Origin of the sequence: Bradyrhizobium sp. AZCC 1588, assembly GCF_036924735.1 — a bacterium.
GTDB lineage: Bacteria > Pseudomonadota > Alphaproteobacteria > Rhizobiales > Xanthobacteraceae > Bradyrhizobium.
The window spans coordinates 2,348,978-2,364,136 of record NZ_JAZHSC010000001.1 but is presented as its reverse complement, the minus strand read 5'-3'; the positions used below and the strand labels follow the sequence as shown (position 1 = coordinate 2,364,136).

At 61.9% G+C, this 15,159-nt stretch carries 11 protein-coding genes and 1 pseudogene; 2 read left to right on the top strand and 10 right to left on the bottom strand.

Annotated elements, in window-relative coordinates:
• Nucleotides 1–5 precede the first annotated feature (5 nt).
• Nucleotides 6–1,047: pseudogene (locus V1277_RS11070) on the bottom strand (branched-chain amino acid ABC transporter permease).
• 173 nt (nt 1,048–1,220) lie between these two features.
• Here V1277_RS11070 and V1277_RS11065 point away from each other — a divergent pair.
• On the top strand, nt 1,221–1,739 hold the full coding sequence (locus tag V1277_RS11065; protein WP_334372540.1) for a MarR family winged helix-turn-helix transcriptional regulator: 519 nt from the start codon (nt 1,221–1,223) through the stop codon (nt 1,737–1,739).
• A gap of 100 nt (nt 1,740–1,839) precedes the next feature.
• On the opposite strand, the gene V1277_RS11060 is transcribed toward V1277_RS11065, so the two are convergent.
• From V1277_RS11060 to V1277_RS11020, 9 genes are all read right to left on the bottom strand, one after another.
• A complete protein-coding gene (locus V1277_RS11060) occupies nt 1,840–3,987 on the bottom strand; it encodes an EAL domain-containing protein (protein ID WP_334416174.1) in 2,148 nt (715 codons plus the stop codon).
• 179 nt (nt 3,988–4,166) lie between these two features.
• Entirely contained in the window at nt 4,167–5,456 is a 1,290-nt protein-coding gene (locus V1277_RS11055; RefSeq protein ID WP_334416173.1) for a glycerate kinase type-2 family protein, read from the bottom strand.
• 131 nt (nt 5,457–5,587) lie between these two features.
• Complete coding sequence (locus tag V1277_RS11050) at nt 5,588–6,814, bottom strand: ABC transporter substrate-binding protein (RefSeq protein WP_334416172.1); 1,227 nt, start codon at nt 6,812–6,814, stop codon at nt 5,588–5,590.
• 161 nt (nt 6,815–6,975) lie between these two features.
• Nucleotides 6,976–8,205 (bottom strand): ABC transporter substrate-binding protein, encoded by a 1,230-nt coding sequence (locus V1277_RS11045; protein WP_334416171.1) that lies wholly within the window; start codon nt 8,203–8,205, stop codon nt 6,976–6,978.
• 236 nt (nt 8,206–8,441) lie between these two features.
• A complete protein-coding gene (locus V1277_RS11040) occupies nt 8,442–9,455 on the bottom strand; it encodes a branched-chain amino acid ABC transporter permease (RefSeq protein ID WP_334416170.1) in 1,014 nt (337 codons plus the stop codon).
• Nucleotides 9,456–9,457: 2 nt separating this feature from the next.
• On the bottom strand, nt 9,458–10,336 hold the full coding sequence (locus V1277_RS11035; protein ID WP_275188456.1) for a branched-chain amino acid ABC transporter permease: 879 nt from the start codon (nt 10,334–10,336) through the stop codon (nt 9,458–9,460).
• Between the two features lie 11 nt (nt 10,337–10,347).
• Complete coding sequence (locus V1277_RS11030; RefSeq protein WP_334416169.1) at nt 10,348–11,061, bottom strand: ABC transporter ATP-binding protein; 714 nt, start codon at nt 11,059–11,061, stop codon at nt 10,348–10,350.
• Complete coding sequence (locus tag V1277_RS11025; protein WP_334416168.1) at nt 11,058–11,855, bottom strand: ABC transporter ATP-binding protein; 798 nt, start codon at nt 11,853–11,855, stop codon at nt 11,058–11,060. The genes V1277_RS11030 and V1277_RS11025 overlap by 4 nt, the downstream gene beginning before the upstream one ends.
• Before the next feature lie 69 nt (nt 11,856–11,924).
• The gene (locus V1277_RS11020; protein WP_334416167.1) at nt 11,925–12,788 is read right to left on the bottom strand and encodes an IclR family transcriptional regulator; all 864 of its coding nucleotides are present in this window, start codon (nt 12,786–12,788) and stop codon (nt 11,925–11,927) included.
• Between the two features lie 175 nt (nt 12,789–12,963).
• Here V1277_RS11020 and V1277_RS11015 point away from each other — a divergent pair, with 175 nt between their 5' ends.
• Nucleotides 12,964–15,060, top strand: coding sequence for a 3-hydroxyacyl-CoA dehydrogenase NAD-binding domain-containing protein (locus tag V1277_RS11015; protein WP_334416166.1), 2,097 nt, complete (start codon nt 12,964–12,966; stop codon nt 15,058–15,060).
• Nucleotides 15,061–15,159: the final 99 nt, after the last annotated feature.

Below are 15,159 nucleotides of genomic sequence, written 5' to 3'. Positions count from 1 at the left end.
CGCCGTCAATCCTTCTCTTCCTCGACCGCGGGCGCTGCGAGCGAACGCAGCACCAGCACGGGAAGGATCAGCGTAAAGACGATGACCTCCTTGAAATTGCTGGCGTAGAACGAAGAGAACGCCTCGACGCTGCCGACCAGCAAGGCTGCGACGGCCGTCAGCGGATAGCTGACGAGTCCACCGATGATCGCGGCAATAAAACCTTTCAGGCCGATCAGGAAGCCGGTGTCGTAGTAGAGCGTGGTGATCGGCACGATCAGGATCCCGGAAATCGCGCCGATCAGGGATGCCAGGAGGAAGGCGATCTGCCCCGACAGCGTGGTGCGGATTCCGACGAGGCGGGCGCCGAGGCGGTTGACGGCGGTAGCGCGCAACGCCTTGCCCATCAGCGTGAAGCCGAAGAACAGCCACAGCGCAACGATGAAGGCGACCGTCAGCCCGTAGACCGCAAGGCTTTGGCCGGTGAAGCGCAGCGGGCCAATCGTCAGTGCCGCATTCGACAGCGCCGGCCCGCGCAGGCCCTCGGCGCCGAAGAACACGAGGCCCAGGCCCTGCAGCGCGAGATGACAGCCGACGGAGGCGATCAGCAGCACCAGCACCGAGGTATGGGCGATCGGTTGAAACGCGATGCGGTAGAGGAACAGGCCGATAGCCGCGACGATCAAAAGCGACAGCGCGATGTTGACTGCAAATCGGGGTCTTGGGACCGGCAAGGCCGTAGGTCAGGGCCAGGATCGCGGCGGGGAGAGCGATGTTGAGGGCAAAGGCGCGCGCGACCCGCTTCAGCCGCAACGATCGCCGTGCCTCAAACAGGTCGAGGCCGAACGCGACCAAGCCCATGACCATCGCCAGCTTTGCGGTGCCCGGCACCTGACCGGTTGCCAGCATGGCGTAACTCAGCGCGCCGAAGGTCACGAACTCGCCCTGCGGGATCAGGATGACGCGGGTGACGGCAAACACCAGCACCAGCGCCAGCCCGAGCAGCGCATAGATCGCGCCATTGGTGATGCCGTCCTGCAGCAGGAACAGCATGATCGTCGTATTCAAGACTGGCGCTCCCCCTAAAAGCGTCGCCGGTCCTGACCTCGCACGGTCCGCCGGCCGTCCCATATCTCGGCAGTTGAAAGGCGCCGATATTTGATATATCCAATAACAATTATCAAATATAACATCAAGGCCCGGTCATCGGCCGCGCCTTTTTCGGGGGCGAGCCTCACGCCATGACAGTTTCCAAGGCAGCGACCGATGTCGTCAAGTCGTCGCGCGGCAACGGCAAGGAAATCGCCGATGGCGCCGCGGAGAGTGCCGGGCTGCAACTGGGCGAGCTGGCCGACCTGCTCGGCTATTCGCTCAAGCGCGCGCAGCTCAAGGTATTCGAGGATTTCCTGCGCTGTGTCGCGCCGCTGCAACTGACGCCGGCGCAATTCTCGGTGCTATTGTTGCTCGACCGCAATCCCGGGCGCAACCAGACCGAAATCGCCAACACGCTCGGCATCCTCAGGCCGAATTTCGTCTCGATGCTGGATGCGCTGGAGAGCCGCGGCCTCTGTGCCCGGATGCGCTCGACCAACGACCGTCGCTCGCACATCCTGGTTCTGACCGACAAGGGCAGGGCAGTGCTGGCGCGCGCCAAGAAGCTCGTTGCCAGCAAGCACGAGGCGCGTCTCAACGAGCTGCTGGGTCCCGCCAATCGCGTCGCGCTGCTTGAAATGCTGTCGAAGATCGCGGCGGAGTTTTGAGTTGTCGTCATTCCGGGGCGGTCCGAAGGACCGAACCCGAATCTCGAGATTCCGGGTTCGATGCTGCGCATCGCCCCGGAATGACGGTGATAGTGAGCAATCACGCCGCGACGATGCGGCCTTGAGCCGCGCGCGGCCCGCGTCCCGACAGAAACTGCCGCTCGATCTCGGCGGCGGGAAGCGGCTTGCTGAACAGGAAGCCCTGCATTTCCGTGCATCCCTCGGATGCGATGCTGTGGAGTTGCTCCGCGGTTTCGACGCCCTCGGCGGTCGCCGTCATGCCCATGCCATTGGCGAGCGCGGCAACCGCGCGCACGATGTTGAGCGAGCTCGAATTCTCGGTGATGTTCTTGATGAACGAGCGGTCGATCTTGATCTTGTCGAACGGAAAGCTTTGCAGGTAGGTCAGCGACGAGTATCCGGTGCCGAAATCGTCCATGGCGATCCGGATGCCGAGCGCGCGCAATTGATGCAGCAGCGCGAGCGTCGCTTCCTTGTTGTGGAGCAACACGCTCTCGGTGATTTCGATCTCCAGCCGCGTCGGCGCGAGACCGGAGGCGGCGAGCGCGCCGACGATCACCTGCATCAGGCCGGGACTGCGAAACTGGATCGCTGAAATATTGACGGCGACGTGAAGGTTGTCGGGCCACTGCGCGGCGGTGGCACAAGCCTGCCTGATGACCCACTCGCCCATCGGCACGATGAAGCCGATCTCTTCGGCCAGCGGGATGAAGGCCGCCGGCGAGATCATTCCCTTGGTCGGATGATTCCAGCGTATCAGCGCCTCGAAGCCGCTGATTTCCTTGCTCGCCAAGTTGACGACCGGCTGGTAATGCAGCTCGAACTCGCCCGCCGGCAGAGCCTTGCGCAGATCCTGCTCCATGATGCGGCGGGTCTGCATCTGCAGGTCCATCGCAGGCTCGAAGAAGCGGAACGTGCTGCGGCCGTCGCTCTTGGCGCGGTAGAGCGCGAGGTCGGCATTGCGCAGCAATTTGTCGGGGTTCGATCCGTCGCCGGGACCGACCGAAATGCCGATGCTGACGCCGATCACGGCCTGCTGGCCGTCGATTTCATAGGGCTCGCTCAACGCATCGATGACGCCCTGCGCCAGCGAAGTGGCATCGGCAGGGTCCGAGATCGGGGCCTGCACGATGACGAATTCATCGCCGCCCATCCGCGCGATCGTGTCGGAATCGCCAACGAGCCGGCGCAACCGTTCGGCGACACTCCTGAGCAACTTGTCGCCGCAGGGGTGGCCGAGCGTATCGTTTACGGCCTTGAACTGATCGAGATCGAGGTGATGGACGGCCACCATTTCCCCGCCCGAAACTCTGCCAAGCGCATGTTCGAGCCGGTCGTTCAACAGCACCCGATTGGCAAGATCGGTCAGCGCATCGTGGTGCGCCATGTACTCTATCTTGACCTCGGACTGCCGCTGGTCGGTGATGTCCTCATGGGTCGCGACCCAGCCGCCGCCGGGCATCGGGCGGTGGCGGATCTTGAAGGTACGCCCGTTCTTCAATTCGACGATGCTGTCTTTCGCCTCATTGGAGACCGCCACGTTGGTGCGCCATTGCAGATATTCGTCGCGCGTCATGGCGGGGAAGCTGCCGGCCTCGAAGCGCAGGTCGACGATCTCGACCAGCGACATGCCGGGGCTGACGCGCTCGGGCGCAATGTCGTACATCGTAACGAAGCGCTCGTTGCAGACGATCAGGCGGTGGTCGGAATCGAAGAAGCAAAGCCCCTGCGACATGTTGTTGATCGCGGTGTCGAACTGAAAGTTCCTGACGCGCAGGGCTTCTTCCTGCTCCTTGCCGAGCTCGAATTGTTTCTTCAGCCGGGCATTGAGCTCCTCGCGCTCGGTGATGTCCTCGTGGGTCGCCATCCCGCCGCCGTCCGGCATCGGGTAGACGGTGTAGGCGACGATCCGGCCGTCGGTGAATTCCTGCACCGTGGTGTCGAGTGCGATGTCGCGACCGACGCGCTCACGGATATAATCATCGACCGCGACCTGCACCTTCAGCCCGAGTTTCAGCCGGTGCCGGATCAGTTCCTGGGTCGGTGTTCCCGGCTTCACCTGTTCAGGCGAGAGCCCGTACATTTCCCTGTAACGACGGTTGCAGAAAACGACCTCGCGCTTCTCGTCGAATACGACGATGCCGAGCGACATATGGTTGATCGCGTCCTCCAGCCGAGCGCTTAAATGCGCTGACCGCGGCGCGGATATCTGGACGTGATCTGTCATAGAGCGTTTCCCCAGCCGCCACTGGCGGCTCTCCTCCCCCAGGAGAACGGCCATTAGATGCCAAGCTGGTGAATCGCAGCTTCGAGATCGGCAAAATGCGCGCGGGTTCTTCGCAAACTGCTCAACAAAGCGTTAATGTCGCTGCGGCGCATGCGAGGCGCCGGCAGTTGCCCGGCGATCTACGCCGGGTCCACCAAGATCACCCTGACGTCGTTGACGTTGGTGAGGGTCGGGCCGATCAGCAGGAGATCGCCGGTGGCCGAAAAGAACGCGGTCGCATCGTTGTTGGCGAGGTAGGCCGCAGGATCGAGGCCGAGCGACTTCATCTTCGCGAACGTCGCCTGATCGATCAAAGCGCCGGCCGGGTCGGTCGCGCTGCCGGCACCGCCGTCGGCGCCGTCGGTGTCTGCGGCCAGCGCCACAATGCCGGACGTATCCTTCAGAAGATCCGCCAGCGCCAGCGCATATTCCTGGTTGGGACCGCCGCGGCCATTGCCACGCACGGTCACCGTGAGCTCGCCGCCCGACAGGATCGCGGTTCGTTGACCTTCGCTTTGTGCTTTCAGCGCCAGTCGCGCATGATCGGCCGCCACCTCGCGTGCCTCGCCTTCGAGATCCGCGCCGAGGCCAACAACCTCATAGCCTGCGTCCTTGGCGACCTTGATCGCCGCGTCGAGAGAAGCCTTCGGCTTTGCAATCATCTCGAATCGCGCGCGAGCAAAGGCGGGATCGCCGGGCTTGCAGCTCTCGTTCCTGGGATCGTCGAGTGCGCGCCGGACGGCATCGTCGACTGTGAGATTATACTTTGCGACCAGGGCGCGGGCGTCTGCCAGCGTGGAGGAATCGGGTACCGTCGGTCCCGATGCAATCGCGGACGGATCGTCGTGCGGTACGTCGGAGATCGCAAGCGTCACGATCTCGGCGGCGCGCTGCCCGGCGCGGGCCAGCCGGCCGCCCTTGATCCGCGACAGATGCTTGCGCACGACGTTCATCTCGCCGATCGGCGCGCCCGAACGCAACAGCGCGCGGTTTACCTGCTGCTTCTGTGCGAACGAAACGCCATCTGCGGGTGCGATCCAGTTTGCCGAGCCGCCGCCGGACAACAGCACCAGCAAAAGATCGTCCGCAGTCGCCTCCGCGGCGAGACGCAGCGTCTCGTCGGCGGCTTTCAGCCCGGCTTCGTCGGGCACGGGATGGCCGGCTTCGACAACCCTGATTCGCCGCGTCGGCACGCCGTGGCCGTGGCGCGTGGTGGCAAGGCCGGTCAGCCGCGACGGATCGAGTCCCAGCGTATCGAGGTAGTGCCGTTCCGCCGCAGCCGCCATCGCCGCCGCGCCCTTGCCTGCGGCGAGGCAGATCACCTTGCCCTTGGGCGCGGGAGGCAGATGCGCTGAGAGCACGACGTCGGGATGCGCGGCCGCGACGGCCGCATCAAAGATCGCACGCAAGAGGGGACGTCGGTCGGTCATGATCTGCAACGGGGGCTGCTAACGGGACGGGAGGTCTGGTTATCCATCCAATCGCTGCAAAAGAAAACCCCCGCGAGCGTGCCGCGAGGGCTCTTCCGGCCCGCAAATGGACCGATTACAAATTGAGATGACTAGCCGCCGGCGTCACCGGACAGGATTTCACCGAAGCGTTCCCAGGTCTCGCCCTTGAACCTGATCAGTTGCACCGACGAGATCGGCGCAAAGTCGGTCGGTGACGTGTTGACCTTGATGCCCGGCAGCAGCCCGCCGAGTTCGAGGTCCTTGATGCTGGCGGCCTGCTTCATGACGTTCTCGCGCGTGAGATTGTCGCCGCAGGCTTTCAGCACATGCACGAGACCCTGCGCCACGGTATAGCCAAACATCACCGAGGCGTCGGCGCGGTTGGCTTCCGGATAATACTTGTCCAGGAACTCGTTCCAGGCCTTCATGCCCGCATCATCCTTCCACTGCCCATCCGTCGGATCTTTCAGGTATTGCGAGGAGATGATGTCCTGAGCGTTCTCCATGCCGGCCGGCTTGATGACGCTGCCGATCGAGGCCGAGACGTTGTTGAGGAAATGCAGCGGCTTCCAGCCGATCTCGGCGTTCTTCTTGATCGCCTGCGCCGCGAATTTCGGCGTGGTGATGTTGATGAACACGTCGGCGCCGGAGGCCTTCAGCTTGACGATGTGGGAGTCAATGGTCGGCTCGGAGACCTCGTAGCTTTCCTCCAGCACGATCATCGATGCGGCCTTGGCGCCGAGACCGTCCTTGAAGCCCTTCAGGTAGTCCTTACCGTAGTCGTCGTTCTGGTAGAGGATGCCGACCTTGGCGTTCGGCTTCTCCTTCAGAATGTATTTCGCATAGATCTGCGTTTCGCTCTGGTAGTTGGGCTGCCAGCCCATCGTCCACGGAAAATTCTTCGCATCATTCCACTTGGTGGCGCCGGTGGCGACGAACAGTTGCGGCACCTTCTTGCTGTTCAGGTACTTCTGGATCGCCGTGTTCGGCGGGGTGCCAAGCGGGTTGAAGACCAGCAGGACTTCATCGCTCTCGACCAGCTTGCGCGCCTGCTCCACGGTCTTCGGCGGGCTATAGGCGTCGTCATAGCTGATGAAATTGATCTTTCGGCCGTTGATGCCGCCCTCGGCATTGATCTTTCTGAAGTAAGCTTCCTCGGTCTTGCCGATCACGCCATAGGCGGAGGCCGGTCCGCTGTAAGGCATGATGTTGCCGATCTTGATTTCGCTGTCGCTCGCACCGGAATCGTATTTCTTCTGTGCGAGAACGCCGCTCGAACTTGCCGCGAGCAATCCAAACGCGGTCGAAACCACCGCAAGTTTTTTGATTGTGGACACTTCTGTCTCTCCCTTTTCATTTCTTAATGTAACTGTCGGGCTTCTTGACGAGGCTCTTCTGACAGCGTCGTGATTAGCATCTTGCCAAAGGGGTCACAATAAAAAGGCCCCTGCGGCAAAAGCCGCAGGGGCTGCATCTTAAGCAGAGCTCGCAGCGGCGCTCAGCCGCCGACGTCGCCCGAGAGAATCTCGCCGAAGCGTTCCCAGTTCTCGCCCTTGAACCTTATCAGTTGCAATTGCGAGAGCGGAGCAAAATCGGTCGCCGACGTGTTGACCTTGACCCCAGGCAGCAGGCCGTTGAGTTCGAGGTCCTTGATGCTGGCCGCCTGCTTCATGACGTTTGCGCGGGTCAGGTCGTCGCCGCAGGCCTTTAGCACGTGCACCAAGCCTTGAGAGACGATATAGGCGTACATCACCGATGCATCGGCCCGGTTGGCTTCCGGATAATACTTATCCAGGAACTCGTTCCATGCCTTCATCGCGGCATCGTTCTTCCATTGCGCGTCGGTTGGATCCTTGAAGTATTGCGACGAGATGATGTCCTGCCCGTTCTCGAAGCCGGCCGGCTTCATCACGCTGCCGATCGATGCCGAGACGTTGTTTAGGAAATGCAGCGGCTTCCAGCCGATCTCGACATTCTTCTTGATCGCCTGCGCCGCAAACTTCGGTGTGGTGATGTTGAAGAATACGTCGGCGCCTGACGACTTCAGCTTGACGATGTGGGAGTCGATCGTCGGTTGGGAGACTTCGTAGCTCTCCTCCAGGACGATCATTGATGCGGCCTTGGCGCCAAGTCCGTCCTTGAAGCCTTTTAGATAGTCCTTACCGTAGTCGTCGTTCTGATAAAGAATACCGATCTTGGCGTTCGGATGGTTCTTCAGGATGTACTTGGCGTAGATCTGCGACTCGCTCTGGTAATTGGGCTGCCAGCCCATCGTCCAGGGGAAGTCCTTCGGATCGTTCCACTTGGTGGCGCCGGTGGCGACGAACAGTTGCGGCACCTTCTTGGTGTTCAGGTACTTCTGGATAGCCGTGTTCGGGGGAGTGCCGAGCGAGTTGAAGACGAGCAGGACCTCATCGCTCTCGACCAGCTTGCGCACCTGCTCCACGGTTTTCGGCGGGCTGTAGGCGTCGTCATAGCTGACGAAGTTGATCTTGCGGCCGTTGATGCCGCCCTCGGCGTTGATCTTCCTGAAATAGGCCTCTTCGGTTTTTCCGATCACGCCGTAAGCGGAAGCCGGTCCGCTATAGGGCATGATGTTGCCGATCTTGATTTCGGTATCGGTAGCGCCGGTGTCGTATTTCTTTTGTGCAAATGCGCCGCTGCTGGTCGCGGCAAGCAATGCGAGGGCGGCCGCAAAGGCTCCCAGTCGCAAGTTGATGGCGGACATTTTTTGATCTCCCTGGGATCGATGACTGTGTCATTGTTTTTGATTGGAGCGCTTGGCGGCTCTTGGGCTTCATTGAATACCTTTCGGCTGCGTCCAGCAACAAAAAGCCCCCCGCGACGGCGTCGCGGAGGGCGGTATTTAGTCGGATGATCCGGGAAACTACCGCCCGGCGGAATATTGGTTAACGGTCGAGTTCGCCGCTGATGATGTCGTCGAACAGATCCCGCGGCGTGAAGTTAGTTCTTCAATTTACCGAGCATCTGCTGCGCAACAATTGCGACCTGCCTTGCGCCATGCGGCACGAGGAAGATGACAATAAACAAGAGCACGCCGAACACCGCGCCGGAGAGGCCCTTGGATATGTGTTCGGCGATATTCGGCACGAAGATGATGAAGGCGCTTCCCACGATCGAGCCCGGCAGCCAGCCGACGCCGCCGACGACCATGCCGAGGAACAGCGAGATCGCGAGCGTGATGGTGTAGCCGTCAGGCGCCACGAACTGCACCGCGATGGCGCCGAGACCACCGGCAACGCCGGTGATGCCGGCTGAGACGCCGAACGCCAGCGTCTTGTACAGCGCCACGTCGACGCCCATGGCGGAGGCCGCGATCTCGTTGTCCCGGATCGCCATGAAGGCGCGGCCGGAGCGCGACCGAAGCAGGTTGACCGAGGCGATATAGATCCCGATCGAGATCACGAGGGTGAAATAGTACAGCCACCTGTCCTGCGATATCGGCAGGCCGAACGGTGCATCGGGCTTGGTTACGACCAGTCCCTGCACGCCGCCGGTCCAGTGTTCGAAGAAGCCCAGTTTCAGCAACTGCGGCATTGCTACCGCCAGCGCAAACGTCGCCAGCGCCAGATAGATGCCGCTCAGACGCAACGCCGGCTGACCGAACAAGAACCCGAAGCCAAAGCAGATGATGCCGGCAATGGGTAATGTCAGGGCGTAGTTTACGCCCATATGCTCCATCAGGATGGCGGAGGTATAAGCTCCGACCGCGTAGAAGGCACTTTGGCCCAGTGAAAACTGGCCGCTGCCGCCGGTCAGGATGTTCAGCGCCAGAACCGCCAGCGCGTAGATCAGCAACATCGTCATCTGGAAGACGAAGAAATTCTTCAAGAACATCGGTGCGATGATCAGCAACCCCAGCACCACGAGCGAGGTGCCGTAGCCGAGCGTCATGGCTCTCTTCGGGACGGCCTCGACCGCCGGTGCTTCGTTTGCGACTTCCTCAACTGCGCTCATGATCAAACTCGCTTCACGATGGGCCGGCCAAACAGGCCCGCCGGTTTGAGAACCAACACGGTGATGATCAGCGCAAGCGCGATCGGCAGTTTCAATTCGTTACCGACGCCGGGAATGTATGTCCCGGCGAGATTCTCGAATACGCCGACCAGGAAGCCGCCGACAACCGCGCCGAGCGGACTGGTCAGGCCGCCGAGGACGGCCGCGGCAAACCCGTAGATCAGCACGCCGCCCATCATGTTCGGCTCCAGGAACACCACCGGCGCTATCAGGATGCCGGCGATCGCGCCGATCGCGGACGCCATGCCCCAGCCCAGCGCGATCATCCAGCTGGTGTTGATGCCGACCAGCCGTGCCGATTCTGGCAACGAGGCGGCCGCGCGCATGGCAAGGCCGATCCGGGTGAACTGAAAGAACAGATAGAGCAGAATCAGCAGTCCCACCGTAACGCCGATCATGCCGGCCTGATGGGTCGAGATTAGCTGACTGCCAAGAAAAGGTGACGATCCGAACGGTGTCGGAAACTGCTTGATCGTGAAGTCCCAGGTCAGTCCGGCGACGCTGTTGACGATCGCAAACAATGCGATGAAACCGGCGACATTGGTCAGGATCGGCGCCTTGGCAAGCGGCTTGAACAACATGCGCTCGATGGCGATGCCGCCTGCGAACGAAAACGCCAGCGTGAGAAGGAAGGCCCACCAGTATGGCACCCCCCATTGCATCAGCTGCCAGGCGATGAATGTCGAGAACATCGCCATTTCGCCTTGGGCGAAATTGAGATGATCGATCGCCTGGTAGATCATGACGACGGCGAGCGCCATGCAGGCATAGATCGCACCTGTGGCAATGCCAGCCAGAACTTGGTTGATAAAAAGTTCCACGGCTGCGCTCCTCAATAACCGAGATAAGATTTACGGACGTCTTCGTTGTTCGCGATTTCGGCAGCGCTTCCCGACATCACGATACGTCCGGTTTCAATGACGTAGGCCTTATCCGCGAGCTCCAGCGCGAGTTGCGCGTTCTGCTCCACCACCAGAATGGTGACCTTTTCCTCACGGTTGATCTTGCCGAGAATCTTGAACAGCTCGCGCACGATCAGGGGCGCTAGGCCGAACGACGGCTCGTCCAGCAGCATCAGCCGTGGACGCAGCATCAGCGCACGCGCGACCGCGAGCATCTGCTGCTCGCCACCGGAGAGTGTGCCTGCCTGCTGGGTGTGCCGTTCCTTCAGCACCGGGAAATGCTGGTACATGCGCTCGATGTCGGCGACCACTCCCTTCTTGTCGTTGCGGGTGATGGCGCCGAGCTGCAGATTTTCTTCCACCGTCATGGTGGTGAAGGTGCCGCGGCCCTGCGGCACATGGGCGATGCCGAGGCGAACGACGTTTTCGGTCGATTGGCCGGAGAGCGGCTTGCCCTCGAACTCGATCGCTCCGGTCGAGCGCACCATGTTACAGATCGCGCGCAAGGTGGTGGTCTTGCCGGCACCGTTGGCCCCTAACAGGGTGGTCAGCGAGCCCTCGTTGAGAGCGAAGGAGAGGCCGTGAAGTGCCTGGACCTGGCCGTAATAGGCGCGGAGGTCCTTGACGTTGAGCATCGCGGTCATTGGTCCTTGCTCCCCAGATAGGCTTTGATGACATCCGGGTCGGCCTGGACCTGGGCCGGCGTTCCCTCGGCGAGCTTGCGGCCGAAGTTGAGTGCGACGACGTGGTCGGCGATCGACATCACCAGACCCATGTGGTGTTCGACCAGCAGTATGGTCATGTGGCGCTCGTCGCGGATGCGCTTGATCAGGTCGCCAAGCACGTGGACTTCTTCGTGATTGAGACCGCCGGCGGGTTCGTCGAGCAGCAGAATCTTGGGATCCGCGGCCAGTGCGCGCGCCAGTTCGACCCGTTTTTGGGTACCGAACGGCAGGCCTGACACGATGGTGTGGGCGACGTCATCAAGGCCGAGATAGGTGACGATCTCGTGGACGTGCTTGTTGAGTTCGGCCTCGCCACGGCGCACCCAGCCCAGTCGCAAGGAGTCGCTGATGATGTCGCTGTTGGAACGGGAATGGGTGCCGACGCGAACGTTGTCGAGCACCGAGAGATTGGGAAACAGCGCGACGTTCTGGAAGGTGCGCCCGATGCCGATCTCAGCGATCCGGTGTGGCGGCCGCGTCAAGATGCTGACGCCCTCCATCAGGATGTCGCCGGAAGACGGCTGGTAGAGTCTGGAGAGGCAATTGAACAGAGTCGTCTTGCCGGCGCCGTTTGGTCCGATCAGCCCGAGGATGTTTCCCTTGTGCATGTCAAAGGACACACCGTTGAGCGCGATGATGCCGCCGAACACGACGCTGACGTCGCGAACCGCGAGCAGGGGAGCATTTCCCCGCGCGAGTTGTGCCTGCGTCATCGCGTCCCGCCCGCCCTGATCACGGAGCGGGAATGACCGCGCAAATGTCTTTGCCGGTCATGGTGAAGGCTATCTGATCCCCTCGGCCAAACGTGCAACTCTTCCTCCTGCTTTCAACTTCTTGTTCTCTGATTTTTTTGATTGTGGTGCTGCGCCGCCCAGCGCTGCTTCAATGTTCCTTACCATCGTGACAAGGCGAGGTCCAATGTCGTTGACCAAACGATCTTCCGTGAAACGGAAAGCAGGCGCGCCGCAATTGAAGGCATACGGTCCGGTTCCGTCGCTGAGCTTCAGCGGCACACCTACGGCGTGCACATCGTCCTGCCATTCGCCGGCAGAGATAGTGAATCCGTGACGCGCAAGCATTTCGCCCGCGCGCTCGATGCCATCGCGCATTTTGGGCCAGCGATTGCCGTAGTGGTCGCGTAGTTCGCGCAATAGTGAGGCACGTTCGTCGTCGGGCAGGGCCCAGAGATAGGCCCGTCCCATCGCGGTGGTCGCGATCGGTACGCGTGAGCCGACGTCAAGCTGCACACCGAGCAGCCCGGTGCGGCTCTGGCCGAAATAGATCATGCTGTGACGGTCGCGTCCGCCGACCGCGACGGCGCCGCCGGTCTCGCGCATCAGCGCTTCGCGATAAGGCTCGGACAAATGCCGAACGCCGAGATTGGCAAGGGCGGCATACCCTAGCGCCATGGCTGATGGCGCGAGCTGATACTTTTCGAAGCGCGGAACGGGTGTAAGATAACCGAGTTTGGTCAGAGTGTAAGTCAGCCGGGAAATGGTTGGCTTCGGCAGTTTGGTACGGGCGGCGAGTTCTTGATTGCCGAGAAGCCCGTCATTGGGCTGGAATGCGCGCAACACATCGAGTCCGCGGGAGAGTGCGACGACGAAGCTGCGATCAGTCGCCACTTTCTTCCCTGGACGCTTCATTACCCGCTACGCTGCTGATGATCTCGTTGACAAGGGACGTGCTTCAAAATAACCCTCCCTGTCAAGGTGTGGAATTAAATTTCGCAGTGCGAAATTGGTGAAATAGCAGAAATAGCCGTAGCTACTCAACGCAAGTTGAGCGGCATCCAAGAACAAACGATCCAGGGAGAGTCCCGTGAGCGAAGTGGTAAAACTCGAGCGTCATGACGTCATCGCCATCGTCACGGTCAACAGTCCTCCCGTCAATGCGCTGAGTGCCGCGGTACGCGGCGGCATCTTCGAATGCATGAAGAGCGCGATCGCGGATTCGGAAGTGAAGGCGATCGTGCTGACCTGCGCCGGCCGCACCTTCATCGCCGGCGCCGACATCACCGAGTTCGGCAAGCCGCCGAAGCCGCCGGGCCTCGCCGAGGTGCTTGACCTCATGGAGAAGTCGCCGAAGCCGATCATTGCTGCCATTCACGGCACGGCGCTCGGCGGCGGTCTCGAAGTCGCGCTGGCATGCCACTATCGCGTCGCCACCAAGGACGCTCGCCTCGGCCTGCCCGAGGTGAAGCTCGGCCTGTTGCCGGGCGCCGGCGGCACCCAGCGGCTGCCGCGCGCGGTCGGCCCCGAACTGGCGGTCAAGATGATCGTCAGCGGCGATCCGATCAACGCGGCCGACGCGCTCAAGAACGGCCTGATCGAGGAGATCGTCGAAGGCCCCGCTTCGGGTGGCGAATCCTTTGCGCTGAAGGTGCTGGCGGAGAAGCGCCCGCTGCGCAAACTGCGCGACGATGACTCAAAGCTCGCTGCCGCCAAGGCCGACATCTCGATCTTTACCAATGCAGTCGCCGCATTGACCAAGAAGGCGCGCGGGCTGGAAGCGCCGTTCGCCGCGGCCGATGCGGTGCGTGCCGCCATCGAACTGCCGTTCGACGAAGGGTTGAAGAAGGAGCGTGAAGGTTTCCTCAAGTTGGTCTCCAGCGACCAGTCCAAGGCGCAGCGTTACGCCTTCTTCGCCGAGCGCGAAGCCGCCAAGATCGCCGGCGTGCCTGATGGCACCAAGCCGCGCCCGGTCGAACGCGTCGCCATCATCGGCGCCGGCACCATGGGCGGCGGCATCGCGATGTCCTTTGCCAATGCCGGTATCCCGGTGACGCTGATCGAGACCGGCGAAGAGCAGCTCAAGCGCGGCATGGGTGTGATGCAGAAGAACTACGAGGCGACCGCGGCGCGCGGTGGCATCCCAGCGGATGCGCCGGCCAAGCGCATGGGCTTGATCGACGGCAAGGTCGGTCTCGAGCACGTCAAGGACGCTGACCTTGTGATCGAAGCCGTCTTCGAGACCATGGCGGTCAAGAAGGAGGTATTCGAGGCGCTCGACAAATACGCCAAACCCGGCACGGTGCTGGCTTCCAACACCTCGTATCTCAACATCGACGAGATCGCGAAGGTGACAAAGCGTCCGCAGGACGTGCTCGGCATGCATTTCTTCTCGCCCGCCAACGTGATGAAGCTGTGCGAGATCGTCCGCGCCGACAAGACCGCGCCGGATGCCTTGACCACCGCCGTGTCGATTGCGCGCAAGATCGCAAAGGTGCCGGCCGTGGTCGGCGTCTGCGACGGCTTTGTCGGCAACCGCATGCTGGCCCAGCGCGGCAAGCAGTCGGAGAAGCTCTTGTTCGAAGGCGCGTTGCCGCAGCAGGTCGACGCCGTGGTGACGAAGTTCGGCATGCCGATGGGCCCGTTCGCGATGAGCGATCTTGCCGGCCTCGATATCGGCTGGCGTTCGCGAAAAGACCGCGGCATCAAGTCGGAAATCGCCGACGCGCTCTGCGAGGCGGGTCGCTTCGGCCAGAAGACCGGCAAGGGCTATTACAAGTATGAAGGCGGCTCGCGCGCGCCGCTGCCCGATCCCGAAGTCGAGAAGCTGATCGACGAGACGCTGCAGCGGTTGGGCCGCAAGAAGCGCGTCGTCAGCGACGACGAGATCCTCGAGCGCATGATGTACCCGATGATCAACGAGGGTGCGCGCATCCTGGAGGAAAGCATCGCCGCGCGGCCGAGCGACATCGACGTGATCTGGCTCTATGGCTATGGCTGGCCGATCTATCGCGGCGGCCCGATGTTCTATGCCGATCAGGTCGGGCTGAAGCATATTGCCGACCGGCTGTCGTACTATGCGAAGGAGACCAACGATCCGTCGCTCGAGCCGGCCCCGCTGCTCAAGCGCCTCGCCGCCGAAGGCAAGACGTTTGCGTCGCTGGCCGCGCAGTCGAAGGCGGCTTGATGGGAATCCTCGGCACGGCCTCTCCGTTCCCTCCCCCCTTGCGGGGGAGGGTTAGGGAGGGGGGTAGCCGCATCGGGACCGCCCGTGTGGACCCCCTTC

What these genes read in the sequence shown, in the direction of transcription:
- V1277_RS11060 (WP_334416174.1), bottom strand. Translation starts at nt 3,987, where the DNA reads ATGACAGATCACGTCCAGATATCCGCGCCGCGGTCAGCGCATTTAAGC.
- V1277_RS11025 (WP_334416168.1), bottom strand. Translation starts at nt 11,855, where the DNA reads ATGACGCAGGCACAACTCGCGCGGGGAAATGCTCCCCTGCTCGCGGTT.
- V1277_RS11045 (WP_334416171.1), bottom strand. Translation starts at nt 8,205, where the DNA reads ATGTCCGCCATCAACTTGCGACTGGGAGCCTTTGCGGCCGCCCTCGCA.
- V1277_RS11065 (WP_334372540.1), top strand. Translation starts at nt 1,221, where the DNA reads ATGACAGTTTCCAAGGCAGCGACCGATGTCGTCAAGTCGTCGCGCGGC.
- V1277_RS11030 (WP_334416169.1), bottom strand. Translation starts at nt 11,061, where the DNA reads ATGACCGCGATGCTCAACGTCAAGGACCTCCGCGCCTATTACGGCCAG.
- V1277_RS11020 (WP_334416167.1), bottom strand. Translation starts at nt 12,788, where the DNA reads ATGAAGCGTCCAGGGAAGAAAGTGGCGACTGATCGCAGCTTCGTCGTC.
- V1277_RS11040 (WP_334416170.1), bottom strand. Translation starts at nt 9,455, where the DNA reads ATGAGCGCAGTTGAGGAAGTCGCAAACGAAGCACCGGCGGTCGAGGCC.
- V1277_RS11055 (WP_334416173.1), bottom strand. Translation starts at nt 5,456, where the DNA reads ATGACCGACCGACGTCCCCTCTTGCGTGCGATCTTTGATGCGGCCGTC.